The organism is Pseudomonas duriflava (genome assembly GCF_007830155.1).
GTDB classification, from domain to species: Bacteria; Pseudomonadota; Gammaproteobacteria; order Pseudomonadales; family Pseudomonadaceae; genus Chryseomonas; species Chryseomonas duriflava.
In genome coordinates this window covers 1-21,972 of sequence record NZ_VLKY01000018.1, presented here as the reverse complement: position 1 = coordinate 21,972, position 21,972 = coordinate 1, and the positions used below count along the sequence as shown (strand labels likewise).

The window sequence follows — 21,972 nt, the reverse complement described above, 5'->3', positions numbered from 1 at the left end:
ATCAGGGCTTAGTCTTTTGCCCTGATCTTGCCACGAAAGACCCAGAAGCCAAATGTGCTATAAGCCAGCGTAGCTGGGATCAATACGGCAAAGCCGGCCAGAATGAGCATCTGACTCAGCGGAGCTGATGCGGCCTCTGCCAGCGTTAATGCTGGTGGAATTATCAGGGGATACAATGCCACGACCATCGCGGCATAAGCTGTAGCGAACCAACCCAACACAGCGAAAAGCGGCAGGAAATGATATTTCCAGGCAAACGCACGCCAGAACACCGCCATCAACACGATCAGCAATGCTACGAACGGAATGCCGATCAAGGGATTCAACCAGCGCTCCTCATATACCGTGTTCAGCCTGAACGTCCAGGCAACCACACCGGCCAGCAATACCACTGTTAACACGGCCAACAGACGCGCCTGACGACATGATCGGGCCTGCAGGGCGTCTTCAGTGCGCCAGTACAGCCAGCAGGCACCCAGCAGTGCATAGCCAACAACCAGCACCAGACCGCAAAAGACTGAAAAACCACTCAGCCAGTCCCATCCATTACCACTGTATTGACCTTCGGCATGAGGAATACCCTGGATAAGCCCGCCGAGAACAACGCCCTGACAGAACGACGCCACAATAGAACCGCTCATAAACGCAACGTCGTGCAGGCGCTGTCTGCGCTCGGTCTTGGCACGATCCCGGAATTCGAGCGAAACACCCCGAAAGATCAGTGCCAGCAGCATGAGGATGATCGGCGCATACATGGCAGACAAAAAAATGCTGTAAGCGGCTGGAAACATGGCCAGCAGGCCGCCTCCGCCCAACACCAGCCATGTCTCGTTACCGTCCCAGATCGGCAGGATGGAAAAGGCCATGACATGCCGGTGCCTGGCCTTGCGGTTGACGGCAAACAAAATCCCGACGCCCAGGTCAGTGCCATCCAGAATGACATACGTCAGGATGGAAAATGCCAAAGCGCCTGCAGACAACAGCGGTATGAGCTCATCGAACAGCGGCATACAGGCCTCTTGGTGACATGCTGTGATTGCCGGGACTAGCGTCCCGTCTCGTTTGCCAGCTCAGGCTCAGGCCCCGGCTCGTTTTTCCTTGGCTCCTGGACAATGGCACGCATGAGATAGACGAGCCCGACGCCAAAAACGAGTACGTAGACAAGGATGATGCTGATAAACGAAGTCATCACAAACGACAGGGACACAGGCGAGCTGCTTTCAGCCGTGCGGAGCAGCCCATAAACCGTGAACGGCTGTCTGCCCACTTCGGTGACCACCCAGCCGCACAACATGGCTATAAAGCCTGCTGGCGCCATCACCACGACGACTTTTTGCAGCCACCGTGCGCTGTACAAATGGCCGCGCTTACGTACCACGAGGCTGGCAATACCAATACCTGCCATCAGGAACCCCAGTCCGACCATCATGCGGAAGGCAAAGAACACAATAGGTACTGGAGGAATGTCCGAGGGCGGAAACTCGTTGAGGCTCTTGATCGTACCCGTCCAGTTATGACGAAGGTACAGCGAGCCAATGTGAGGGATTGCTACTTCATAATCGTTGCGCCTTTCCTCCATGTCAGGAATAGCGAACAACCTTAAAGGCTCCCCCTGTCCTGAAGGTGGCCTTTCCCAGGAGCCCTCCATCGCAGCCAGCTTTTGTGGCTGATGCTCAAGGGTATTTTCCCCATGCAGATCACCTGCCACGAGTTGCATGGGACCTACGATAGCGGCAATCCACATGGCCATGGAAAACATGATGCGTGCTCGCGCATTGCTTGGATCACGCAGCAAATGCCAAGCCCCTGCTGCACCCACCATGAACGCAGTACCGAGAAACGCGGCAAAAACCATGTGAACCAGCCGATAGGGAAAGGATGGATTGAAAATGATTTCAAGCCAGTCCTCAGGTACAAACCGTCCATCCGAAGCTATGCTGTAACCAGCCGGAGTGTGTAACCAGGAGTTCGCTGACAAGATCCAGAAAGCGCTGAAAAGTGAGCCTAGAGCCACTGCACAGGTCGAGAAAAAATGTAATTTCGGTCCAACCTTCTTCAGACCAAAGAGCATGATGCCGAGAAAGCCTGCTTCTAAAAAGAAGGCCACCATCACTTCAAAAAACATGAGCGGCCCGATGACCGAACCGGCTTTGGTAGAAAGCCTGCCCCAGTTGGTCCCGAACTCGAACTCCATAACCAGGCCGGAGACCGTCCCCACGGCTACGTTCAACGCAAAGATCTTCAACCAGAACCTGTAGACATCCATGTAGGCGTGATCTTTTTTCCACAACCAGAGCGCTTCGAGCGCCATCAGGAAGTTCGCCAAACCAATGGAGAACGCAGCGAGCACGATATGAAACCCAATCGTGATGCCGAATTGAGCTCTTGCCACCAGCAACGTTGGGTCAGAAGGATCCATTAACTACCCTTTGTTCGACTTATAAGGCGCATCAAGGCCCACTTCCAACGATAACGGGGCTTCCCAGGATCAGAAGAGCTAAGCGCTGCTGGGCTTTCCAGTGAACTCCGAAATGGGCTTGTCGACCTCCTTGTCCAATCGCTCGGCAAAGATCTTAAGCCCTTCGATGATCGGCGTGATGGCCTGCCACAACGCGTCGTCATGGAGCATCTTGTAGGCACCTGTCACGCCTGGGGCTTCCGTGCCCTTCTCTTCCAGCTTGTAGGTGCTGACATGGGTAAAGGCATCCTTGAGCGCGAAAGCCACTTTGTAGAACTGCTCTGGGGGAATGCGTGACAAGGCCATACCCAGGATCGAGATATTCTGGATGGCGTTGAGGGTGCCCTCTTTGTTCAACCCATCGACCAGCACCTTGGCCACGTGAGTATTGGCCGCCGCCAGATCGTTGGCAAAGCGCAGGATGCCATGTTCGTGCAGCGTCTGGAGCAACCGCTCCAGTTCCTCATGGGCATCGGGCCCGATCTTGGGCGGCTTGACGTCGTAGCTGATACGTTCGGCCATTAGAATCTCTCCGGATGTGGGGCTTGTTCGAGCGGCGAGACATAGTCCTCCCGCTCCCATTTGACCTCGACAACCTGTGTCGGTACACCGTCAAGCGGGGTGCGGTTGCCATAGCGAAAATTGCCGTGAGGAATCGGCTGGTTGAACTTTTCCTTTGGCAAGACCTCCAGCCTGACGGCCGTTTCCTTGTAGGCCGGTGTATTCACGTCCGGGTCATGGTGTTCACCGGTCAGCTTGTTGAGCCCCGGCTTGCCCTGGTGGATGGGCATGAACAAGACATGCCCTTTCATTCGGTCCGTGACGACCACCGGGACCTCCACCAATCCGCGGCGTGAAGTGAGGCGCACCCAGGTGCCCTCCTCCATTCCGCGTTCGGCAGCCAGTTCCGGGCTGACCTCAACAAACCAGTTTGGTGACAGCGAGGTGACTCGATGCCCTTTGTCGGTCTGGTTCATGCTCTGGAAATGCTCCAGCATCCGCCCGTTATCGAGCATCAGATCGTACTCGGCGTCGGTGTCTTCCTCAGGCGCCTTCCACTCCAGCGGGTACAATACCGCCCTGCCATCATCGGTGTGGAAACCATCGGTGTAGAGCAGCGGCGTATCGGTGCCATCGGGCTTCATCGGCCACAGCAGCGACTTCCAACCCTCCAGCCGCTCATAGCTGATACCGTTGAAGATGGTAGCGATGCCGGCAACCTCGTCCATGATCTGTGAAGGATGGGTATAGCCCCAGTCATGCCCCATGCGCGCAGCCAGATCCGTCAGGATGCGCCAGTCAGGACGGCTATCGCCCAGCGGTGGCATGACCTCGTAAAACCGTTGGATACGACGTTCGGTGTTAACGAACGTGCCCTCTTTCTCCACGCTTGGGCAGCCTGGCAGTACCACATCGGCGAACTCGGCCGTGCGACTCAGGAAAATATCCTGGACCACGAAGAAATCCAGCTTGGTAAAGGCGTCGTGAACGTTCGTGGAGTTCGCGTCGGAGAATGCTGTCTCCTCGCCAATGATGTACATCGCCTTGATCTTGCCTTCGTCGGCATCCTGCACCATCAGGAAATTATCCTGCCCGACCTTGTCAGACAGCTTTTCCGGCGGCACGCCCCAGGCCTTGGCCCACTTGGCACGTACCTGGTCATCCGAGACTTTCTCATAGCCCGGATACATGTTCTTCAAGCAACCGAAATCACTGGCACCCTGCACATTATTGTGGCCGCGCATGGGATAGCCACCGGTACCGGGCTTGCCGTAGTTACCGGTCACGACCAGAAGATTGGACAGCGCCGTGCTGGTATCCGCGCCATGGCTGTGCTGGGTAATGCCCATCGCCCAGCAAATGCAGACCGACTTGGCCTTGCCGATCATTTTGGCGGCCTCGATCAGTTGAGCCTGGGGAATGCCCGTCATCTGCTCGGCGAACGCCAGGGTGAAAGGCTCCAGCGAACGGCGGTATTCATCGACCTGATTGACCTGACTGGCCAGAAACGCCATGTTCGCATAGCCATGATCAAACATGTAGCGGGACATGGCCGAGGCCCAGATGAGATCCGTGCTGGGCTTCACACGCAGGAATAGAGTGGCGCGCTCCGCCATTTCGTTCCTTCTCGGGTCGACCACGATCATCTTTTGCCCGTGATGTTTCTGCGCCGCCTTGAGCTTGGAAGCAATGACCGGATGGTTTTCGGACATGTTGCTGCCCACGATGATGACCAGCTCGGCCTTTTGTAAATCCTCGATAGTGCCCGAGTCGCCGCCATGCCCGACGGTACGGAACAATCCCTTGGTCGCCGGGTTCTGGCAGTAGCGTGAGGAATTGTCGACGCTGTTGGTGCCAATGATCAGGCGCGCAATCTTCTGGGTCAGATACGCTTCTTCGTTGCTGGCCTTGCTGGAGCCGATGAAACCGATGCTGTCCGGCCCATGGGTATCACGGATTTCCAGCAGGCGACGTGCGACCAGATCCAGAGCCTCGCCCCAGCTGGCTTCGCGGAAGCGGCCATTCTCTCGGATGAGCGGCGTCGTGAGTCGCTTGGGATCATTGACGAAATCCCAGGCGAACTTGCCTTTGACGCAGGTAGAGATCCCGTTGGCTGGCGCCTCGACAACAGGCTGCACCTTGAGGATATGCCGCTCGCGTGTCCACATCTCAAAGGAGCATCCGACGCCGCAATAGGTGCAGACGGTCTTGGTGCGCTTGATCTCGGGTTGCCGCCATTTCATGTCCATTACCGAGATGGCCGTAATGGGCGGTGCGCCGATAGTGTTCTCCAGCGTCTTAATCGCATCGATCATGGGTCGCTTGAGTTCCTGCGGCATTGATGTGAACGGCCCGGCATCAGGCTGCATGGTCTTTTCCAGCAACGCATTGCATGGGCAGACCGTGACGCAATGGCCACAGCTCACACAGCTCGATCCTTCGATTTTTTCGTCGCCGTCCCACAGGACACGGGGATGCTCCATGCTGAAGTCGATACTCAGCGTCTCGTTGACCTCGACGTTCTGACAGGCCTCCACACAGCGACCGCACAGGATGCACTGATCGGGATCGTAGGTGTAGAACGGGTTGGAGTGATCCTTCTCGTAGGGCTTGCGCTGGAATTTGTAGCGCTGGATGGGGATGTGCATGTCGGCCACGGTATTATGCAGCGTACAGTCACCCGTGTTGTGCTCGCAGACCGTGCAATAGAGCTCGTGTTTGGCAAGGATGCGGTCCATGCCCTCATGCTGGGCTTCTCGGGCTCGCCCTTCGCTTGAAACCGTCATCCCCTCGGCGGTACGGAGCGTACAGCCACGCACCAATTCGCCGTCCTTCTCGACCCAGCACACGTCACAGGTCTGGAGGGCGCCCAGCGCACGGTGATAACACACATGGGACAAATGGATATCGTGCTCGGCCAGGAATTCGATCAGCGGAATGTCCGCCTGGCCGGAAAGGGCCTTGCCGTCATATATGATCGTGCATTCGGTCGTCTTGCTCATCAGGAATACCCTATCGTCAGCCTGCGCCAGGTCATGCCTGCCTGCGGCTTGCTACGGTTTTCTCGTTTAACAATCCCTTGAATGTCTGACCAGGCTCATGAGCAGCGCTTTTCCTAGCCCACCTCGTTCATGTACTCGGCCACAGCCAACCAAGCGAACAGCAGCGGTAGCATTTGTAAGTATTTTTAACTGACGCATTGGTTGAAGGATTGTTCCTTATCGTTGGAAATATGGAGTTTTAAGTTTGGGACAGCCTACTCCGTTCGGCCTGGCCGATGAGGCATGTACGGACAGGCCTTATGCATGCATTCAGAGAACCGCTTGGCCTGGTTACTGGTCGCTATAGGAGCACAATCTCGCCAAGGAGCTACCTAATGGTCGCACGCTGGAAATGGTTTATTGTCAGGATGAGTAAGCGACCCTGGTTCAGAGCAAGCCTTTTTTCATTGCTCGGTATAGGCACGGCTCTGCTGGCGTTGGTCCTTACGCCTTATATACCCGATGAGCTGCCTACCAAGATCGGCGCCGATGCCGTAGATAACATCCTGGGCATCATTGCTTCCAGCATGTTGGCTGTGACCACCTTCTCACTAAGCATTACCGTCTCGGCCTATGGCTCCGCGACCAGTAATGTCACACCACGTGCCACTTCGCTCCTGGTGGAAGACCCTACGACACAAAACGCCCTATCGACGTTCATAGGCTCGTTCATCTTCAGCCTTGTTGGCATCGTCTCGCTCAGTACGGGCCTGTATGGTGCTAAAGGCCGAGTCATCCTGTTTGCGGTCACCCTCTTAGTAATTGTCCTGATCATCTACGCTCTGCTGCGCTGGATTGATCGTCTGTCAGGGCTTGGGCGCGTAGATGAAACAACGGCCCAAGTCGAGAGAGCGGCCACCAAGGCGCTATGCCATCGTTTGCAAAATCCTCATCTCGGGGGTAGCCCCTTGCCAGACGACACTGGCTATCAAGCCGTTTGCCAGCCGGTGTATCCCGTCAAAATCGGTTATATCCAGCATATTGATATGCCTGCGCTCGCCAAGCTCACCGCCGCGGAGACAAGCCGTCTCTACGTCATGTCTCTTCCCGGCAGTTTTGTCGATCCAAGCCAGCCCATCGCCTGGGTAATGGCAATTGAAGAGGAATGTCTGGATCAGCTCCGGGCGGCCTTTGTAATCGGCGATAAACGCACCTACGAGCATGATCCCCGCTTTGGCCTTTCGGTTCTGGCAGAAATAGCCTCACGCGCCTTGTCCCCCGGCATCAATGATCAAGGCACGGCTATCGATGTGATTGGCCGAGGCGTGAGAGTACTTTCTCACCTGGCCCATCAGGCCCCCGAGTCACCGGTAGAATCAACACTTAGTCGGATTTTCGTGAAACAGCTAAAGGTAGATGACGTATTCGACGACCTGTTTACGGCCATCGCTCGGGATGGTGCCAGCATGATCGAAGTGAATATCCGCTTGCAAAAAGCCTTGGCCTGCTTGAGCCGCCTGGGTGATGCAACCGTTCAGGCGGCCGCGGCCCGGCACGCCGGATGGGCCCTGAAGCGGGCCGAAGGGGCTTTGACACTTGATGAAGACAAACAACGGCTGAGACACATCGTGGCTGAATTATGGAGTCACCCCTCACCTGACCGATATTCCTTGGCGCATAGTTAAAGCTCATGCTGAGGGGGCGTATCCAGAATTGAAAAGCTGCCATCCGTTTCCAAGACAACCGCGCCAATGTCGCTCAGGCTACTTTTGCCCTGCTTTCTCACAGCCTGCATGATCTCATCTTCCGTTACCCGGTTGGCCTGCAGGTTTTCACCAAGCAGTTCACCCCGGTAGACCAGCAGCGACGGTGAGGACCGCGCCAGCTTGCGCACCCCTGACGAGCGGACACTGGTCCAGGTCAGCGCGAACTGAAGCCCGATGAGCAAGGCAAACGCCAGGATGCCTTCAGCCAAGGCGACCTGGGAGGACAGCAGCACGGTAGCCAGGGTGGAACCGAGAGCTACCGTGACGATAAAATCGAAGGCATTGAGTTGAGCCAGTGTTCGTTTGCCTGAAATACGCAAGAGCAGGATAAGTGCAACATAAGCCATCGTACCAACAATCAGCACCCGTGCTAGCCCGCTCCAGCCATCGAAAAACATAGTATTTCCTCTACCGTGAATATTGTTGGGATAAACGCTCGTACTACTTCATCGCTATCTGTTCAGACGTGCGGTGAGGTCTCATCGTTCGACCATGTATTTAATGAACGACTATTGGCCCGCTTAGGCCTCAGTCATCCAAATACTGGTCTGATCTGAGAACACACAAAGGCTTCCCAAGCTGTTACCCGTGCAGCCTCTTGGCCTCTTAACCCTATTTATGATGGTAATCAGAGCTCATGAGGTTCAGACTCTGATCTATCGACGCGCCGATAGAATGGCGTTACTGGAGTTACAACTGAGGGGGGCTATCAATTCGACTATCACTACTACCATGGCAGCCAATAGCTTTCGGGCTTGTCTAGGAGAGAAGTAAAGCGCCGACCTTAAAGACAGGGCAACTAGACGACAAGAACACTCACTGAAGCGCTTGCCATAAGCACCCCCTTTATTGGTTACACAAAAAACGGGAGCCTTGGCTCCCGTTTATAGCTGACTTGTCGCCTTAGCTTTTGCGACCGCCGCCATGGCTGTTTTCACCGCCCTTCTTGCCGGCTTCCGACGCTTTCTCACGGTCGTTGGCAAAGTTGCCACCACTGTTCTGACCGCCCTTGGCACCCGCTTCGGCGGCTCGCTCAGGATCGTTGGCGAAATTGCCGCCACTGTTTTGGCCACCCTTATGGCCAGCTTCGGCAGCACGCTCGGGATCATTGGCAAAATTGCCACCGCTGTTCTGACCGCCCTTCTTACCCGCCTCAGAGGCTTTCTCGCGATCGTTGGCAAAGTTACCGGGATTGTCATTCTTGGCTGTCATGGCTCTTCCTCTATTCAAGTGGATTTAACAGCAGCCTGAAAATCAGGCTCATAGATTCCGAGCCTTTCGTTATCGTTGAGTTCCAATGTTTTTCTATTTGTTTCAATCAACGGACCAATGGATGTTTCCGAGCGTTACCTCTGGTCTGCCCATTTTCAAATCGGCTCAAGGCTTAATAAATCGGGCCGATGTCATGGGGTAGGCTGCTGGCTTAAGCCCGGCCTGAACAGGAGTCGTCTGGCATAGTTTTGAGAGCAATTCATCATGACCACACACATTATCAACTTCACCGGCCCCATCAATTCGTCCACGTGCGGTCAGCTGATCGAAAAGTGCTCGCAAGCGCTTGAGCGGGATGCCTCAACGGTATTACTCAAGATCGCGACGATGGGTGGCGATTGCAGCTACGGCTTCTCCATTTACAACTTCCTGGTATCTCTTCCAATACCGGTGCATACCCATAACCTGGGCACCATCGAATCCATGGGCAACATCATGTTCCTGGCTGGCCGCCATCGTACGGCCTGTCGTCATAGCAAGTTCCTGATTCATCCGTTTCACTGGAGCCTGCACGGCTCGATTGACCATGCGCGAATGTCTGAATATGCCATGAGCCTGGATTACGACTTGGATTTGTATGCCGATATCGTTAACGAACGAACCGAGGGTGCCCACGAACCCATGGATATCCGCAGCTACCTCAAAGCTTCACCGCGCATCCTTAATCCTAAGGCAGCACTTGCTACAGGATTGATCCATGCGATTGATGACGTCGCTATGCCAGTCGATGCAGTTCATGCCTGCATTCATCTTTAAACGCTTGGGGAAACATTAAGCTTTTTCTGTCCTGCCTAAAGAAAGGCCATGATTTACTGTGGTCTTCTGCTCTCAACCGCACGAACCATCCCATGGACTTTCGCCGACTATAAGCTTCTGCGTCGTCTGAATTTCCTTGTTTTGTAAGCCTGCATGGCTATAACACCGTATATCGAAGCAGTCGAACAAAGCCGCTTTATGCTTGCCTCATACTGGGACGCAGCGTCAAACAGAGCGCAATACCTAGGGAGGCAGTTTTATGACTCAGGCACAGAAAGCACCGGATGACCCGGAAATCGATCGCAAAACACCTCCACAACCCGACCGCCCAATTGGTGACGATCCAGATGACCGGGAGCCTCCGGAACGCTTGCCGCAAAAGAACCCCACCGATCCGGAGTACAGTTGATGATTGACAACACGCCTAACCGGCATTTCGATGATGGCGTTCCCGATGAAACAAGCCCCGAAGAAGTACCGCCAGAAGACAATACCCCGCCGGTTGATCCTGTTTGAACATAGGCTGTTCCTGTAGTGCTAACGGTTCGCCGTAAGGGCTGACTACACACTCTTGCCTAGGTCCCAGAAAACCTCATCCCAAGTCATTGCTAACTTTCTAGCCATCGACCATAGAGAAGAGGAAATTGCTCGCGTACCCAATCAATGAAAATATGAACTTGTGGTGCCAAATGAGACTTGCTTGGATACAGCACAGATATCGGCCGAGGGCGAGGTCGATAATTCCGGAGCACCTCAACTAACGACCCGTCTTCAAGGTAGCGGTCAAGGGTAATACCAGGGGCCTGCAGAATGCCGAATCCAGCAACTCCGCACTCTACATAAGCGTTGGATTCATTGACAGTAATGCCATGACGACTGATATATGTTTGGTCGCTACCACCATCGAAGAACTGCCAAGGCAAAGGACGCTTGCTCTGACCAGAGAGAAAAACTACTCCCTGGTGCGCGTTTAGATCATCCAATGTTTTAGGTTCACCATACTCGTTAAGATATGCAGGAGATGCGCAGGTGACCATAGTAGCTTGCCCGATACTACGTGCTATCAAGCTTGAATTGGGTAACTCGCCGATGCGTAAGACACAATCCACTCCCTCCGCCACTAGATCCACAGCTCTATCCGTGACTCCCAGCACCAGTTCTATTTCTGGATAGAGCAGTGTGAAATCTCGAAGGCTTTTGATGAGTCCTGGCTGCGCGAAGGCTGTTGGGATATCAAGGCGTACCCGTCCCCGCATGGCAGCGCTGGGCCTTCCAAACATAGAAGTAGCCTCAGCAATATCGCCAAGGATTTCTTTCACTCGCTCGTAAAATAGTTCTCCCTCGGACGTGAGCCGTACCTTTCGGGTTGTGCGTTGGAAAAGCCTTATCCCTAACGAACGCTCTAAATTTTGGATCGCCCGAGTGATTTGAGGACGCCCTATCTGCATGGCATCTGCCGTCCGAGTAAAACTTTCCAGCTCGGCTAAGCGGGCAAACACATGCATTGTCTGGAGCAACTCCATGGCTACCTCAATTTACTTATCTGACTTTGTTACCACTTGAAATCAGATATAGAAGGAATTGTTGCATAAAAGGATAACAGTCCTGTCTCAAGCTGCACATTTATTGCGCCCTTTTACTTCGCAACAATGCGGTCAATAGGTTTCTTATCCAGCTTGGAGATATGCAATGAAAGCGTGGCTTTTGAAAGATTTTGGCCTCGATAATCTAGTCCTCGACGAGGCGGCTACTCCTGAACCCAAAGCGGGCGAACTGCTCGTGAAAGTTGGGGCCGTTTCACTAAACTTCCGCGACAAGGCCATCGTCGATGGTATTTATGAACCGCACTTGGTGCCCAAGCCACTGATTCCAGTGAGCGACGCTGCAGGTACTGTAGTCGCGGTCGGCGATGGCGTTACCCGATTCAAAGTAGGTGATCGAGTTAATTCTCACCTGTACTCACGTTGGCTCGATGGCGAGCCGGGTCCGAACGAGCCAGATTATTGCTTTGGTTCTCCGCTGCCCGGAGGATTGGCCGAATACATGATCATTCACGAGGACAGCGCTGTCCGAGCCCCTGACACCATGTCCGACGAAGAGGCCTCGACCCTGCCGATTGCAGCACTGACTGCTTGGTATTCCTTAGTGGATTACGGTCAACTTCAGGCCGGTCAAACAGTGCTTGTACAAGGCACCGGTGGCGTATCGATTTTTGCAGTGCAGCTTGCTACCGCTCTTGGCGCCAAAGTAATAGTGACCTCCAGCCGTGATGAGAATCTTGAAGCGGTAAAGAAGCTTGGTGCAGTGGCTGGCATAAACTATCGGACTTTTCCACGCTGGGAAGAAGAAGTTCTGAAGCTCACCGATGGCAAAGGCGTAGACCTCTTGCTGGATGTTGCTGGTGGCGATGGCCTGAACCAGTCCATTGCTGCAACTAAGGCCGCGGGCCGGATTGCACAGATCGGCTTCCTGACAGGACAAACAACCAAACTTAGCCTGATGCCGCTCATCTTCCGGCAAACAAATATTCGCGGTATTGCTGTTGCACCCCGTTCTTCCTTTGATCGTATGAATGCTTTCCTGAACCAGCATGCAATCCGGCCGGTACTTGATCAGGTGTATTCGTTCGAAGAAGCACCTCAGGCTTATGAGCACCTAGCCCGCGGTGCATTCGGTAAAGTAGTTATCACCGTTTCCTAAGCACAGGGCGCCTTATAGGAACCTGGCTTGTACCGACTCTCTCTTTAGTTTGTGCTCGTAGTAAAAGGGAAGAAAGGTAAGTTACTCTTGGGCCACTTTGCCCTGGCTGAGTGGTCCAGCCCGTTAAGCTTCACAGGCAAACGGCTTACTACTGCCCGCCTATCATTCCCGTGATGGCTAGATAAAATGCAACCAGGGAAACTGCCATACCTACCAACACTAATAGCCCATCTTTTGCTGTAAGGCCTAAACCAAACAAGCAAATGGCGGAAAACGGTGCCAGGCTGGCAAAGGGAATAAACTCCAGTGGAGGTACGGACGTTGTCAGGATCAGGCAAATAGCGGCTACAAGGCGTACGAATCCCTTTTCGGTTGCCCAGACCAGACGCGGTCGAATGATCTTGTCCAGCCACTGAATCACCTTACGAATCTTGTTCAGACCCGACTCCAGTTTTTGGCTACTAACGGAGCGTCGAGTCAGTATTTTCGGCATCCAGAAGTGGTCTCGCCCAAGTAACATTTGCACGGCAAAGACAGCGATAATCAGCGCAAACAGTGTGGATATACCTGGAATGCCACCTACTGGGCTGATTTCAATAACGGCCGGAACGAACAAAAAAGGCCCGTAGCTTCGCTGGCCAATCTCACGCTTGATATCACCAACCGATACCTCATCCTGCTTCTCGCCCAACTGGATAATGTTATCAATAACTCCCTCTAAGCCCTGCTGCTTATCGTTTGCTTTGGCGTCTGGCATCTAAACCTCACGTCTTGTTCGGGGTGGGCTTACTTGTTCTTATGGATAACGGATTCTTCCGACACCGGAACGGCAAGTTGTGTTAGCTGGGCGTAAAACATGGCCCCTTCCAGACCTTGTACGGGTCTGGCGGCACCTCTATGCTCCGGCTCATACGAGGAGCCGAAACATAGAGATAGCAATCCTGAACAATCAGGGCTCACCCCGACCGCCCGATGCGCCGAAAACCTGGCCTGTCACATAGCTGGCCTCGGTAGAAGCAAGCTGTACGTAGAGCGGAGCGATTTCTGCCGGTTGTCCGGGGCGCCCTAAAGGTGTATCGCCACCAAAACTCTTGAGCTTTTCCATCGTTTGCCCACCGCTGACCTGAAGAGGTGTCCAGAACGGACCGGGCGCCACGGCATTCACTCGAATGCCCTGCTTGATCAGTTGTTTGGAAAGGCTCTTGCTGAAGTTGACGATGCCGGCCTTGGTCAAGGCGTAATCGAGCAGGTTAGCCGGTGCGTCATAAGCCACGACCGACGCAGTATTGATAATCGCTGCACCTTCAGGCAGATGCGGAATAGCCGCCTTAGTAATCCAGAACATCGCATACAGGTTAGTCTTGAGCGTCCAGTCGAACTGCTCGGTACTAATATCCATGATCGAATCATGGCTCTGCTGACGGGCCGCGTTATTGACCAGAATATCCAGGCCCCCAAGCCCGTTAACGGCTTTATCTACGAGCTCACGACAAAAAGCCTCGTTGCGGATATCTCCAGGGATAGCTACAGCCTTGCGCCCCGCCTCGCGGATCAGCCGAACCACATCCTGTGCATCGGGTTCTTCATCCGGCAGATAGTTGATGGCAACATCCGCTCCTTCACGGGCAAAAGCAATGGCAGCCGCCCGGCCGATTCCCGAATCACCTCCTGTAATCAGAGCCTTGCGTCCGGCCAGACGGTTATTGCCTTTGTAACTGTCCTCACCGTGATCCGGCTTTGGCGTCATCTTACCGGCCAGGCCCGGCCAGGGTTGAGACTGCTCCTGAAACGGCGGCTTGGGGTAGAGCTGCTTAGGATCCTTTAACGGTGGCGGAGAAGCCGCCTGGGTATTGCTGCTATCGGTCTGGGCCAAGGCAGGTGCTGCAGCCGCAGCGGCCAGCGTCACAGCCGCACCTTGCATAAGCTTACGTCGAGAAGTAGAAATATCGTTCGGATTCATGGCAGCTCCCATGGGAAAGGATAGGCAGCGCACGAGACAACGACTCGGTTACTACAGGGATTGATTGGCCGCGCCTGGTAACGCCAGTTACCGCTTGCGTCTACAAAGACAAGCCCTTGATAGACGCAGAGCTTTCAGCATTGTTCCCATGTCATGCCGAAGTAGAAAATTGTACAAAGGTGGCCCTGCCCTAGTGGCCAGACCTCTCGCATGGAAATTTAATACCTTTACCCATGCCTTTAATTATGGGGATCGTTTCTCGAGCCTTTTACGGCCTAAGCTTTTTGCCGCTGTATTCCTCTTTAGGCACCTTGCACATCTTTTGTAAGCGATACGCTAGCGTGGCCCTTGAATTGTCCTGCCACTTGCGAAGACAAGCCTGGGCCTTATCCAGACATGGCTCATTACATATGTTCCGCAGACCAGGGAACGCCTGAAATAGACTCAAGTCACAATAAAAGGCTGGTTAGCCTATCAGCCATCGGAGCGGGACTTGAAACCTGATAATTGCCTTTGCATTGCAGGCAGCCCGGTGGATCCATGTTTGACCAGGAGAACGATAATGACTCTAGCACTGCCAAAAAAATTCGCGTTTACCTGCGCTCTGCTGCTATCCGCAGGCACAGCCGTTGCCCAGACCAACAGTGAAAACGCTAATGGCGCTACAAGTGGCACCGCCACGAGCACGGCAAACACCGGAACGGCTGCTTCTGCTAATGCCCAAGCCATGACGCCTGAGGGCTTCGTGGATGACGCTACTGCCAAAGGGATTGCTGAAATTGAGACAGCCAAGCTGGCATTGGAAAAAAGCCAGGCTCAAGACATCAAGAAGTTTGCTCAGATGATGATTGACGACCATACCAAGATGAACGATCAGCTCCGCCAACTTGCTCAACAGAAGAAGCTGGAAGTGGCTGACAATGCTCAACTCATGGATATGGCCAAGAAATTGATCCTTCAAGTCCGTGACGAGTCGTTTGATCCCGCCTATGCGAACAACCAGGTCATGGCTCACGAGCAGACCATTGAAATCTATCGCAACGAGGCTAACAACGGCCAGGATCAGGAACTAAAAGCGCTGGCCAAGGAATCACTACCCAAGCTTGAAGCTCACCTGCAACAAGCCAAGGCGCTGCAAAGCAAGTACGCCGAAAAGCAGCAATAACGTCTAGGTAATTAGTCATCGTAAGAAGGGCAATCTGTTAGCGGTTGCCCTTCTTGCGTTTAATGTTCTCATTCCTAGTTTTATCCCTGTGTGTGCTTCATCAAGCGATGCAAGCGGACCTATTTCCACTCATGATTGGCAACTCATACAGTATCCTGAGCCAGATGAGCCCTATTGCCGAGGACCTTAAGCGGCTCAATGACGTCTGAATAAATGTTATGGCAACAATAACTTAGCTGGAAAATCTCCTTCAGCTGCTTTGCTCAAACGTTGTTCAGGAGTTATCAATGCATAAAGAGGTTTCGTACCGCTGGTACGTACTGTCATTAACGGCACTGTTTGGAGTGATCTGGGCTCTGCTTGCTATCTCCCCGGTCAAACGGGGCGATTGGCTGATGGAAAATCTGTTGGTTATCGCGTTCGTGATCACTCTGATGGCTAGTCATCGGCATTTTTTATTTTCACGCACCTCGTTCACTCTGGTCTTTTTATTCTTGTGCATTCATGAGGTCGGTGCTCACTACACCTATGCCCAGGTACCTTATAACGCCTGGTGGCACGCCTTGACCGGGCAAAGCCTGGATGAAGCCATGGGTTTCCAACGCAACCAGTTCGACCGGTTGGTGCATTTCAGTTACGGTTTTCTGCTGGCCTATCCCATTCGCGAGGGTCTGTTACGGTTTGTTCCGGTAAGAGGGTTCTTGAGTTATTTTCTAGCGCTCAATCTCATTTTGTCTTCGTCAGCCGTATATGAGTTGATCGAGTGGATCGGGGGCGCGTATCTGGGCGGCGACACGGCAAAGGCTTTCATAGGCGCCCAGCAGGATCCGTGGGATGCCCAGAAAGACATGGCCATGGCTACTTTAGGTGCCACCCTTATTCTCCTGAGCGCTGCAGCCGTTAACGCCTATCGCCATCGTGACGCTGCTCTGGAATGGGCAAATCGCTTCAAACAGCCATATCGCCTATCACTTTCGTGATTTCATCCGCTGGCCCAGGACACGTGCGTGCTAAAGAGTAGCTTGGCCATTTTAGCGGCTTGTGTAGGTGTACTGAATATAGCCGTGCTATCGCATACCTTGGCATGCAGCATATTCAGGGAGGTGCTATCTGGAAGCGCCAAAATCGCTTTGGCGCCTTTCTCATCGGAGTGATGGCATGGGTCTCTTTACTGTTAGCGCTATAGGCATGGCACTGTTTGTAGAGTCTTAAGCCTTAGCCGGCTGCTTTAACCCCTGCATGAGCGCATATAGCTTTCCTGGCAAGCCCATCAAACGTCCTGTTAGTAATACTCGTCCGGGATTACTCATTGATAGCCGACCTATCAACAATAGAATGCGTTTTGTCGTTACATGAACGATGCTGAAAAGTCGCATCGCCCTGTCTTTATAGACCTCAGATAGCTGCGAGTAACCGTACCCTTACTAAAGATAGGCCCCTCACTGCCGATATCTTTTTTACCAGGTAGGGCAATCTCCATTCCCCTGTAGTGCCTGGCACTAGCCCCGAGTTTTCGGGGCTTTTCATTTATTCATGTATTGGAGTCTGCTGGCAAGGCTACCCACTCGATAGGGCCTGCTCAGGAAATAGCCACTCTGATAACAGGCTCTCAGCAAAAAGAAAGTGAGTGAGCAGCTTACTTATGGGCTCCATCTATAGGCGTGAACACTGGAGCGAAACCGCTATAGCGGTTTCGCTCGTGATCCTTACGCCGCCATACGCTCGCATTCTTCAGCGCAGCTCATGCATGCCTTGGCGCATTCCTGACAATGATCCATCTGATGCTTGGCGCACTCCTCACCGCACGCACGGCAGATCTTGGCGCACAAGCCACAAAATTCCTTGGCAAGCATACTGTCGCGCGTCATCAGCACGGCTGCCATAGCGCACATGGCTGCACAGTCGCGGTCAAGTTCAATACAGCGCGCCATCATTTTTACGTCTTCTTCACGCAAGCAGGCCGAAGCGCACATCTCACAGACAAGTGCACAGTTAGAGCAAGCTTGAATACAGGTTTCGTACATGGAATTTGTCATGGAATACGTCTCCAAGGTTGAAATGAATGAAATCAAATCTCCTTTTGAAAAGCCCGCTCACCACAAAACAAAACAAAACAGCTGGCAATTTGCTTTATGGTTAACAGGTACACAAGGTCCGACCTAAGCAGCTTGCTAAAGGTTTCAGTGAAAAAATTACAATAATGTAAGGTGTGAAGGCGCGGGAGAAAGGGAACATGATTGATACAGGCAGTAGGAGCAGATGCCTTCCTGCCACAAGGTCAGCGAATCAACGCAAAGTTTGGTTGTTCCATTCCCTCAATACAGGTGTATGGCTCATCCTGACTCTAGCTGTCTAGTTCCAAATAATCATCCTCATGCGACGATTCCCCAAACGGTAGGGAAATAATCATGCGCATTGCCATTCTTACATTCGAGGGTTTCAACGAGCTGGATTCGTTCATTACTGCCGGCATTCTTAACCGGATGAGATCGTTGGACTGGCAGGTGCAGATTACCTGTCCCACCACGAGCGTCACGTCGCTAAATGGGGTCACAATTAAGGCCCAGCAGCAGCTGGAATTCGCCAACGAGGCAGATGTTATACTGTTTGGCAGTGGCAGCCGTACACGGGATATTGCCCAGGACCACAACCTTCTTGATCAGCTCACGCTGGACCCCGCCCGGCAACTGATCGGCTCGCAATGCTCGGGGGCTCTGCTCATGGCAAAACTTGGCCTGTTAACGAATGTTCCAGCCTGTACAGACCTCACCACCAAACCTTGGGTTATCGAAGCGGGGGTAGATGTGCTGAACCAACCTTTCTATGCGCGGGGTTCCATCGCCACCGCAGGCGGTTGCCTCTCCTCACCTTATCTGGCCGGTTGGGTAATTGCCAAACTTGCTAGCCGTGAGGCCTGTATGGAGGCACTGCATTACGTGGCCCCGGTTGGTGAAAAAGAGGCCTATGTCGAACGAGCGCTAGCAGCTATCGGGCCTTATTTGGAGTAAGTCAAAACACCTACTGCTAAACGTTTACAGGTACGGATAGCGGTACAGACCGCCATCACTTGGGCTTGGACGGTTTCTTACGCTCCGGTCGCGACCAGATGTATACGGCCCCTATCAGCATCAGCAGCCCTGTGCATACAACGGATGGCACATGGGAAACAGTCATCACCATAAAAATGAATGCAGCGGTCATGGTCATGGTGGACGTGATCTTTATCCGACGGCTGATCATCCCGCCCTCGCGCCAATCCCGCAGCATCGGCCCGAACAGTCGATGGTTTTCCAGCCATGCCGCCAGCCGCGGCGAACTCTTTCCCGCGGCCCAGGCAGCTAATAACAGGAACTCGGTAGTTGGCAACCCCGGCACCACAATGCCAATCAGGGCAAGCGCAACCGCAAGGTAGGCCACCAGCAGCCAGAACCAACGCAGGCGCCGGGAAGGATCAGACATGGAAAGGAATACTCATCAACAGGCTTCGGTACGGCAAGGTATGAAAGCTAGCGCTCGCTCATGATCACGCACGATACGACACTGCCCCACGAATGGTTTCAGCTCTGAGGAAAAGGGGCAAGCGTTGCATGAGCATTCATAAGAAGTAAAAACCTTCTTTTATCGACCTCTCTTGAGCTGTACCCCATAAAATAAGGCGAGCGAAGCGGTATCTATCGCATCTGCCTTCTCTCGCCTGCCCTACTTCCGCGCCTGATCGAACCGCTGTTCATTCATAGAGCCCTACTGCCACAAACCGTTAAGGAGCTGTCTTAGCGCGAGCATCACAGGCTAGGGTAACCATAAGGTCTTGCTCTATTTTTAATGCCTTATCAGATACCGCTGAAGCGCAGCCCGGTAACTCCTCTTACTGCGCCAGACCGCTAGTACATGCATTTAGACCAGCTATCGAACGTGATAGAAATGAAAGAATCGCCTACACCAATCACAATAGACACGCCCTGTTCGGATCGAGTAGTGTTTGAGCCTTAGCCGCTCCCGCACCTGATCCAGCAGCCGTGGCTTTCCGTCCATGGCGTGTAACTCCCTTATACCGTCAGTGCCCCTCTGAAACGCCTAGCCTAGACAGGGAAAATGAAGATGACAAGGAAGGTTATGCGTCAAACCCGTTCAGCATGTTATCCGTCAGATGACGTCTAATAATAGTTAGGGAAATTATGCGCTGGAGATTCGTGGCGATACCCGGTGCGTTTTTTGCTCTCGCTAGCATGACCACCGCATCAGCCAAAGCAGGTGATCCGTGCAATGCTGCCAATACTGAAGCAGAGATGTACGAATGCGTTAACTCCGAACTAATAAAATCTGATCTAGAACTGAATATTGCATATAAAACTCTCATAGCCCGATATCAGGAAAATGGCTCCCCATCCGGCTCAGAAATAGAAACGCAAGATGCCTATCTCAAAAAAGCCCAAATAGCATGGATCAAACAGCGTGACGCAAGTTGTCGCTTTGAAACCTATGAATCAGTCGCAGGAAGTGGTTTCGACACAATCTACACTGCATGTCTTTTAGAGCAGACACAGAAGAGAGTCGAGTACCTTAAATGGTTCATTCAGCACCCCTAACTAGTGGTTCAAATCGTTCGCTGCGCTCTCTGGGACGGGCTAAAGCCCGCCCCTTAACCAAACGTTAAATGACAATGGCTTACACTGTGCCTAAACGCATCGAAGAATTAACGGTCGCTGACTTAGAACGTAGCCGTTGGTGTGTATACCACAACGACGAGGAAGGCTATGACAGCTTTGAGTTCGTGATACCCGACAATCATCCAGACTACTCAGAGCATGTTATTGAGGTTGAGCTGGCACATTTTGCTTTTTCTGACGGAAAGACCTACAAAGGACTATTTGACGGCTCAGAATCTTTTTCAGTTTCCCACAATGGCCATTGGTACTCGTTTTGGTACGGCGTCTCAAAACCAAGCATCAGCGCAGTCAATGAATTCAAAGAGTTTCTAACTGCTAACCATCTAGCCTTACCCGTATTGGCTAAAGCTGCGTGGAGCGGCACGTCAAGAACCTACAACGGATTGCAATATCTCGATGACACGGCAGCTATCCGTGAACTTGTCATTTAACAACTGGTTCAAGCCGTTCGCTTCGCTCACTGGGACGGACTAAAGCCCGCCCCCTTAACCAAACGTTAGCCACTTCATGAAAAATATCCAAGTATTCGATGGTGCCAGTAACGCTGTATATGACATTTTCTCGGCCACAGACGATGAATTCGCTTTGATATTTCCAACCGGCGAAGACGTAGCATTCATCGATGAAGTTTATGAGCGTCAGGATGCGGGCGCATTAAATTCGGCCTTTGAGCGTATATGGGCTCGCCGTGTCCCCAAGAAAGAAGCAATGGGGATTCATGGCTTACTGTTTTACGAGCTAGACGAAAAGAAGAAATTCTATCCCACACGTAGAGACGAAGAGGCGCAGAACCCAGATGGCACACACCTACGCTGAGTATCGTGCCGTGAAGCGGCTAACAAGGCGCTCAAATCGTTCGCTTCGCTCACTGGGACCGGCTAAAGCCGGCCCTTTAGCTTAATAGTTAGATGCGCTTTGGAGATTTTCAGTGACTGAGAAAGCAACCCTCCACTTCATGTGCGGAAAAATGGGCGCTGGTAAGTCCACTTTCGCCAAATCGCTCGCAGAGTCCTCAGGTGCGGTTCTCCTTTCGGAAGACGATCTGCTGCGTGGCCTCTATCCCGGCGAGGTCACCGATCTAGGCAGCTACATCACGCTGTCTGGCCGCATCAAGGACACCTTGGCTGACCATATCCGTGCGCTGCTACGTCAAGGTATGTCTGTTGTCTTGGATTTTCCCGGTAATACTGTGAATCAGCGGGTCTGGTTCCGGGAACTCATTGAAAGCTCAGATGCGCACCATCAACTGCACTACCTTGATGTATTGGACGAGACATGCAGACGGCAGCTTAGGGAACGCCGGTCCATTAATGGCGGTGACCCGCTGCAAGATGACGCCACGTTTGATGCCCTACTGGCCCACTTTGCACCGCCAACACCGGAAGAGCAGTTCAACGTGGTTCGGCTTGAACGCACCTAACAATTCTATATGGACTCTCCCCACAAGCAGTGAGGATAGCTTTTTCGATCCTGTCGTCAGCGCGGTTGCATTCGTATATCCGGCCTTTTCTGGGTACTGCCCTGGCCATTCTGTAGTTCGCGCAGCAGGGGCCAAGCGTTCAAGCGATCACAAAGATCATCATTGTTATCGACCTTGCTCTGCTGCAGGACTCGCCTGTTCCGACAGTCTCGCTTCTCACCACAACCACTAGAAACTCACTTCATTGTTAACCCCGCCGTCAGGCGGGCTTTATGCTGTGCCAATTACCGCTGAACTGTCGCTCATGGCACCACACCGCCCAGCAG

The 21,972-nt window shown here is 53.0% G+C and carries 24 protein-coding genes; 12 read left to right on the top strand and 12 right to left on the bottom strand.

The genetic code is table 11. The annotated features are described in order from the left end of the window. Positions 1-8: 8 nt before the first annotated feature. The 4 genes from cydB to fdhF form a co-directional block, all read right to left on the bottom strand. Entirely contained in the window at positions 9-1,010 is a 1,002-nt protein-coding gene (gene cydB / locus IQ22_RS19665) for a cytochrome d ubiquinol oxidase subunit II (protein ID WP_145145188.1), read from the bottom strand. A 35-nt stretch (positions 1,011-1,045) separates the two neighbouring features. After that, the gene (locus IQ22_RS19660; RefSeq protein WP_145145186.1) at positions 1,046-2,419 is read right to left on the bottom strand and encodes a cytochrome ubiquinol oxidase subunit I; all 1,374 of its coding nucleotides are present in this window, start codon (positions 2,417-2,419) and stop codon (positions 1,046-1,048) included. Positions 2,420-2,497: 78 nt separating this feature from the next. After that, on the bottom strand, positions 2,498-2,980 hold the full coding sequence (locus tag IQ22_RS19655) for a helical membrane plugin domain-containing protein (RefSeq protein WP_145145184.1): 483 nt from the start codon (positions 2,978-2,980) through the stop codon (positions 2,498-2,500). Continuing rightward, the gene (gene fdhF, locus IQ22_RS19650) at positions 2,980-5,961 is read right to left on the bottom strand and encodes a formate dehydrogenase subunit alpha (protein WP_145145182.1); all 2,982 of its coding nucleotides are present in this window, start codon (positions 5,959-5,961) and stop codon (positions 2,980-2,982) included. Before fdhF ends, IQ22_RS19655 begins: the two co-directional genes overlap by 1 nt. A gap of 374 nt (positions 5,962-6,335) precedes the next feature. Between fdhF and IQ22_RS19645 the strand changes: the two genes are divergently transcribed. Then, positions 6,336-7,625, top strand: coding sequence for a DUF2254 domain-containing protein (locus tag IQ22_RS19645; RefSeq protein ID WP_145145180.1), 1,290 nt, complete (start codon positions 6,336-6,338; stop codon positions 7,623-7,625). On the opposite strand, the gene IQ22_RS19640 is transcribed toward IQ22_RS19645, so the two are convergent. Beyond that, positions 7,622-8,104, bottom strand: a complete 483-nt coding sequence (locus tag IQ22_RS19640) for a DUF421 domain-containing protein (protein WP_145145178.1) — start codon at positions 8,102-8,104, stop codon at positions 7,622-7,624. The genes IQ22_RS19645 and IQ22_RS19640 overlap by 4 nt on opposite strands. 505 nt (positions 8,105-8,609) lie before the next feature. Beyond that, positions 8,610-8,918 (bottom strand): con-10 family general stress protein, encoded by a 309-nt coding sequence (locus tag IQ22_RS19635; protein ID WP_145145176.1) that lies wholly within the window; start codon positions 8,916-8,918, stop codon positions 8,610-8,612. 264 nt (positions 8,919-9,182) lie between these two features. Here IQ22_RS19635 and IQ22_RS19630 point away from each other — a divergent pair, with 264 nt between their 5' ends. Continuing rightward, a complete protein-coding gene (locus tag IQ22_RS19630; protein ID WP_145145174.1) occupies positions 9,183-9,734 on the top strand; it encodes an ATP-dependent Clp protease proteolytic subunit in 552 nt (183 codons plus the stop codon). 259 nt (positions 9,735-9,993) lie between these two features. Continuing rightward, positions 9,994-10,143, top strand: a complete 150-nt coding sequence (locus IQ22_RS23390; RefSeq protein WP_167654194.1) for a hypothetical protein — start codon at positions 9,994-9,996, stop codon at positions 10,141-10,143. Between the two features lie 199 nt (positions 10,144-10,342). Here IQ22_RS23390 and IQ22_RS19625 read toward each other — a convergent pair whose 3' ends face one another. Continuing rightward, positions 10,343-11,257 carry a LysR family transcriptional regulator gene (locus IQ22_RS19625; protein ID WP_208733675.1) on the bottom strand — a complete coding sequence of 305 codons (915 nt, stop codon included), beginning with the start codon at positions 11,255-11,257 and terminating at the stop codon, positions 10,343-10,345. Positions 11,258-11,423: 166 nt separating this feature from the next. Between IQ22_RS19625 and IQ22_RS19620 the strand changes: the two genes are divergently transcribed. After that, the gene (locus IQ22_RS19620) at positions 11,424-12,434 is read left to right on the top strand and encodes a zinc-dependent alcohol dehydrogenase family protein (protein WP_145145172.1); all 1,011 of its coding nucleotides are present in this window, start codon (positions 11,424-11,426) and stop codon (positions 12,432-12,434) included. Between the two features lie 148 nt (positions 12,435-12,582). Here the strand turns inward: IQ22_RS19620 and IQ22_RS19615 are convergent, their stop codons facing one another. Then, positions 12,583-13,191 carry an exopolysaccharide biosynthesis protein gene (locus IQ22_RS19615; protein WP_145145170.1) on the bottom strand — a complete coding sequence of 203 codons (609 nt, stop codon included), beginning with the start codon at positions 13,189-13,191 and terminating at the stop codon, positions 12,583-12,585. 192 nt (positions 13,192-13,383) lie between these two features. Then, complete coding sequence (locus tag IQ22_RS19610) at positions 13,384-14,394, bottom strand: SDR family oxidoreductase (RefSeq protein ID WP_145145168.1); 1,011 nt, start codon at positions 14,392-14,394, stop codon at positions 13,384-13,386. 562 nt (positions 14,395-14,956) lie between these two features. Between IQ22_RS19610 and IQ22_RS19605 the strand changes: the two genes are divergently transcribed. Beyond that, positions 14,957-15,559 carry a DUF4142 domain-containing protein gene (locus tag IQ22_RS19605; RefSeq protein ID WP_145145166.1) on the top strand — a complete coding sequence of 201 codons (603 nt, stop codon included), beginning with the start codon at positions 14,957-14,959 and terminating at the stop codon, positions 15,557-15,559. A gap of 287 nt (positions 15,560-15,846) precedes the next feature. Further along, positions 15,847-16,539, top strand: coding sequence for a DUF2238 domain-containing protein (locus tag IQ22_RS19600; RefSeq protein WP_145145164.1), 693 nt, complete (start codon positions 15,847-15,849; stop codon positions 16,537-16,539). 726 nt (positions 16,540-17,265) lie between these two features. On the opposite strand, the gene IQ22_RS19595 is transcribed toward IQ22_RS19600, so the two are convergent. Beyond that, positions 17,266-17,595 (bottom strand): four-helix bundle copper-binding protein, encoded by a 330-nt coding sequence (locus IQ22_RS19595; protein WP_145145162.1) that lies wholly within the window; start codon positions 17,593-17,595, stop codon positions 17,266-17,268. On the opposite strand from IQ22_RS19595, the gene IQ22_RS23875 reads away from it, so the two are divergent. Together IQ22_RS23875 and IQ22_RS19590 are read left to right on the top strand one after the other, a co-directional pair. Then, a complete protein-coding gene (locus IQ22_RS23875) occupies positions 17,594-17,722 on the top strand; it encodes a hypothetical protein (RefSeq protein ID WP_280177103.1) in 129 nt (42 codons plus the stop codon). The two genes, IQ22_RS19595 and IQ22_RS23875, sit on opposite strands and share 2 nt — an antisense overlap. 245 nt (positions 17,723-17,967) lie before the next feature. Next, the gene (locus tag IQ22_RS19590) at positions 17,968-18,567 is read left to right on the top strand and encodes a DJ-1/PfpI family protein (protein WP_145145160.1); all 600 of its coding nucleotides are present in this window, start codon (positions 17,968-17,970) and stop codon (positions 18,565-18,567) included. Between the two features lie 55 nt (positions 18,568-18,622). Here IQ22_RS19590 and IQ22_RS19585 read toward each other — a convergent pair whose 3' ends face one another. Both IQ22_RS19585 and IQ22_RS19580 read right to left on the bottom strand, forming a co-directional pair. After that, complete coding sequence (locus IQ22_RS19585) at positions 18,623-19,018, bottom strand: YbaN family protein (protein WP_145145158.1); 396 nt, start codon at positions 19,016-19,018, stop codon at positions 18,623-18,625. A gap of 444 nt (positions 19,019-19,462) precedes the next feature. Next, the gene (locus tag IQ22_RS19580) at positions 19,463-19,591 is read right to left on the bottom strand and encodes a phage integrase N-terminal SAM-like domain-containing protein (protein ID WP_145145156.1); all 129 of its coding nucleotides are present in this window, start codon (positions 19,589-19,591) and stop codon (positions 19,463-19,465) included. Positions 19,592-19,749: 158 nt separating this feature from the next. On the opposite strand from IQ22_RS19580, the gene IQ22_RS19575 reads away from it, so the two are divergent. From IQ22_RS19575 to IQ22_RS19560, 4 genes are all read left to right on the top strand, one after another. Continuing rightward, a complete protein-coding gene (locus IQ22_RS19575) occupies positions 19,750-20,145 on the top strand; it encodes a lysozyme inhibitor LprI family protein (RefSeq protein ID WP_158635461.1) in 396 nt (131 codons plus the stop codon). Positions 20,146-20,231: 86 nt separating this feature from the next. Continuing rightward, entirely contained in the window at positions 20,232-20,657 is a 426-nt protein-coding gene (locus IQ22_RS19570; protein ID WP_145145152.1) for a hypothetical protein, read from the top strand. Between the two features lie 76 nt (positions 20,658-20,733). Then, positions 20,734-21,042: a hypothetical protein gene (locus IQ22_RS19565; RefSeq protein ID WP_145145150.1), complete on the top strand. Its 309-nt coding sequence runs from the start codon at positions 20,734-20,736 to the stop codon at positions 21,040-21,042. Between the two features lie 112 nt (positions 21,043-21,154). Continuing rightward, entirely contained in the window at positions 21,155-21,646 is a 492-nt protein-coding gene (locus tag IQ22_RS19560) for a P-loop nucleotide/nucleoside kinase family protein (protein WP_208733674.1), read from the top strand. Positions 21,647-21,972 lie beyond the last annotated feature (326 nt).

Coding starts and splice junctions, on each gene's coding strand:
- cydB (WP_145145188.1), bottom strand. CDS start 1,010: ATGCCGCTGTTCGATGAGCTCATACCGCTGTTGTCTGCAGGCGCTTTG.
- IQ22_RS19660 (WP_145145186.1), bottom strand. CDS start 2,419: ATGGATCCTTCTGACCCAACGTTGCTGGTGGCAAGAGCTCAATTCGGC.
- IQ22_RS19655 (WP_145145184.1), bottom strand. CDS start 2,980: ATGGCCGAACGTATCAGCTACGACGTCAAGCCGCCCAAGATCGGGCCC.
- fdhF (WP_145145182.1), bottom strand. CDS start 5,961: ATGAGCAAGACGACCGAATGCACGATCATATATGACGGCAAGGCCCTT.
- IQ22_RS19645 (WP_145145180.1), top strand. CDS start 6,336: ATGGTCGCACGCTGGAAATGGTTTATTGTCAGGATGAGTAAGCGACCC.
- IQ22_RS19640 (WP_145145178.1), bottom strand. CDS start 8,104: ATGTTTTTCGATGGCTGGAGCGGGCTAGCACGGGTGCTGATTGTTGGT.
- IQ22_RS19635 (WP_145145176.1), bottom strand. CDS start 8,918: ATGACAGCCAAGAATGACAATCCCGGTAACTTTGCCAACGATCGCGAG.
- IQ22_RS19630 (WP_145145174.1), top strand. CDS start 9,183: ATGACCACACACATTATCAACTTCACCGGCCCCATCAATTCGTCCACG.
- IQ22_RS23390 (WP_167654194.1), top strand. CDS start 9,994: ATGACTCAGGCACAGAAAGCACCGGATGACCCGGAAATCGATCGCAAA.
- IQ22_RS19625 (WP_208733675.1), bottom strand. CDS start 11,257: ATGGAGTTGCTCCAGACAATGCATGTGTTTGCCCGCTTAGCCGAGCTG.
- IQ22_RS19620 (WP_145145172.1), top strand. CDS start 11,424: ATGAAAGCGTGGCTTTTGAAAGATTTTGGCCTCGATAATCTAGTCCTC.
- IQ22_RS19615 (WP_145145170.1), bottom strand. CDS start 13,191: ATGCCAGACGCCAAAGCAAACGATAAGCAGCAGGGCTTAGAGGGAGTT.
- IQ22_RS19610 (WP_145145168.1), bottom strand. CDS start 14,394: ATGAATCCGAACGATATTTCTACTTCTCGACGTAAGCTTATGCAAGGT.
- IQ22_RS19605 (WP_145145166.1), top strand. CDS start 14,957: ATGACTCTAGCACTGCCAAAAAAATTCGCGTTTACCTGCGCTCTGCTG.
- IQ22_RS19600 (WP_145145164.1), top strand. CDS start 15,847: ATGCATAAAGAGGTTTCGTACCGCTGGTACGTACTGTCATTAACGGCA.
- IQ22_RS23875 (WP_280177103.1), top strand. CDS start 17,594: ATGGAATACGTCTCCAAGGTTGAAATGAATGAAATCAAATCTCCTTTT.
- IQ22_RS19595 (WP_145145162.1), bottom strand. CDS start 17,595: ATGACAAATTCCATGTACGAAACCTGTATTCAAGCTTGCTCTAACTGT.
- IQ22_RS19590 (WP_145145160.1), top strand. CDS start 17,968: ATGCGCATTGCCATTCTTACATTCGAGGGTTTCAACGAGCTGGATTCG.
- IQ22_RS19585 (WP_145145158.1), bottom strand. CDS start 19,018: ATGTCTGATCCTTCCCGGCGCCTGCGTTGGTTCTGGCTGCTGGTGGCC.
- IQ22_RS19580 (WP_145145156.1), bottom strand. CDS start 19,591: ATGGACGGAAAGCCACGGCTGCTGGATCAGGTGCGGGAGCGGCTAAGG.
- IQ22_RS19565 (WP_145145150.1), top strand. CDS start 20,734: ATGAAAAATATCCAAGTATTCGATGGTGCCAGTAACGCTGTATATGAC.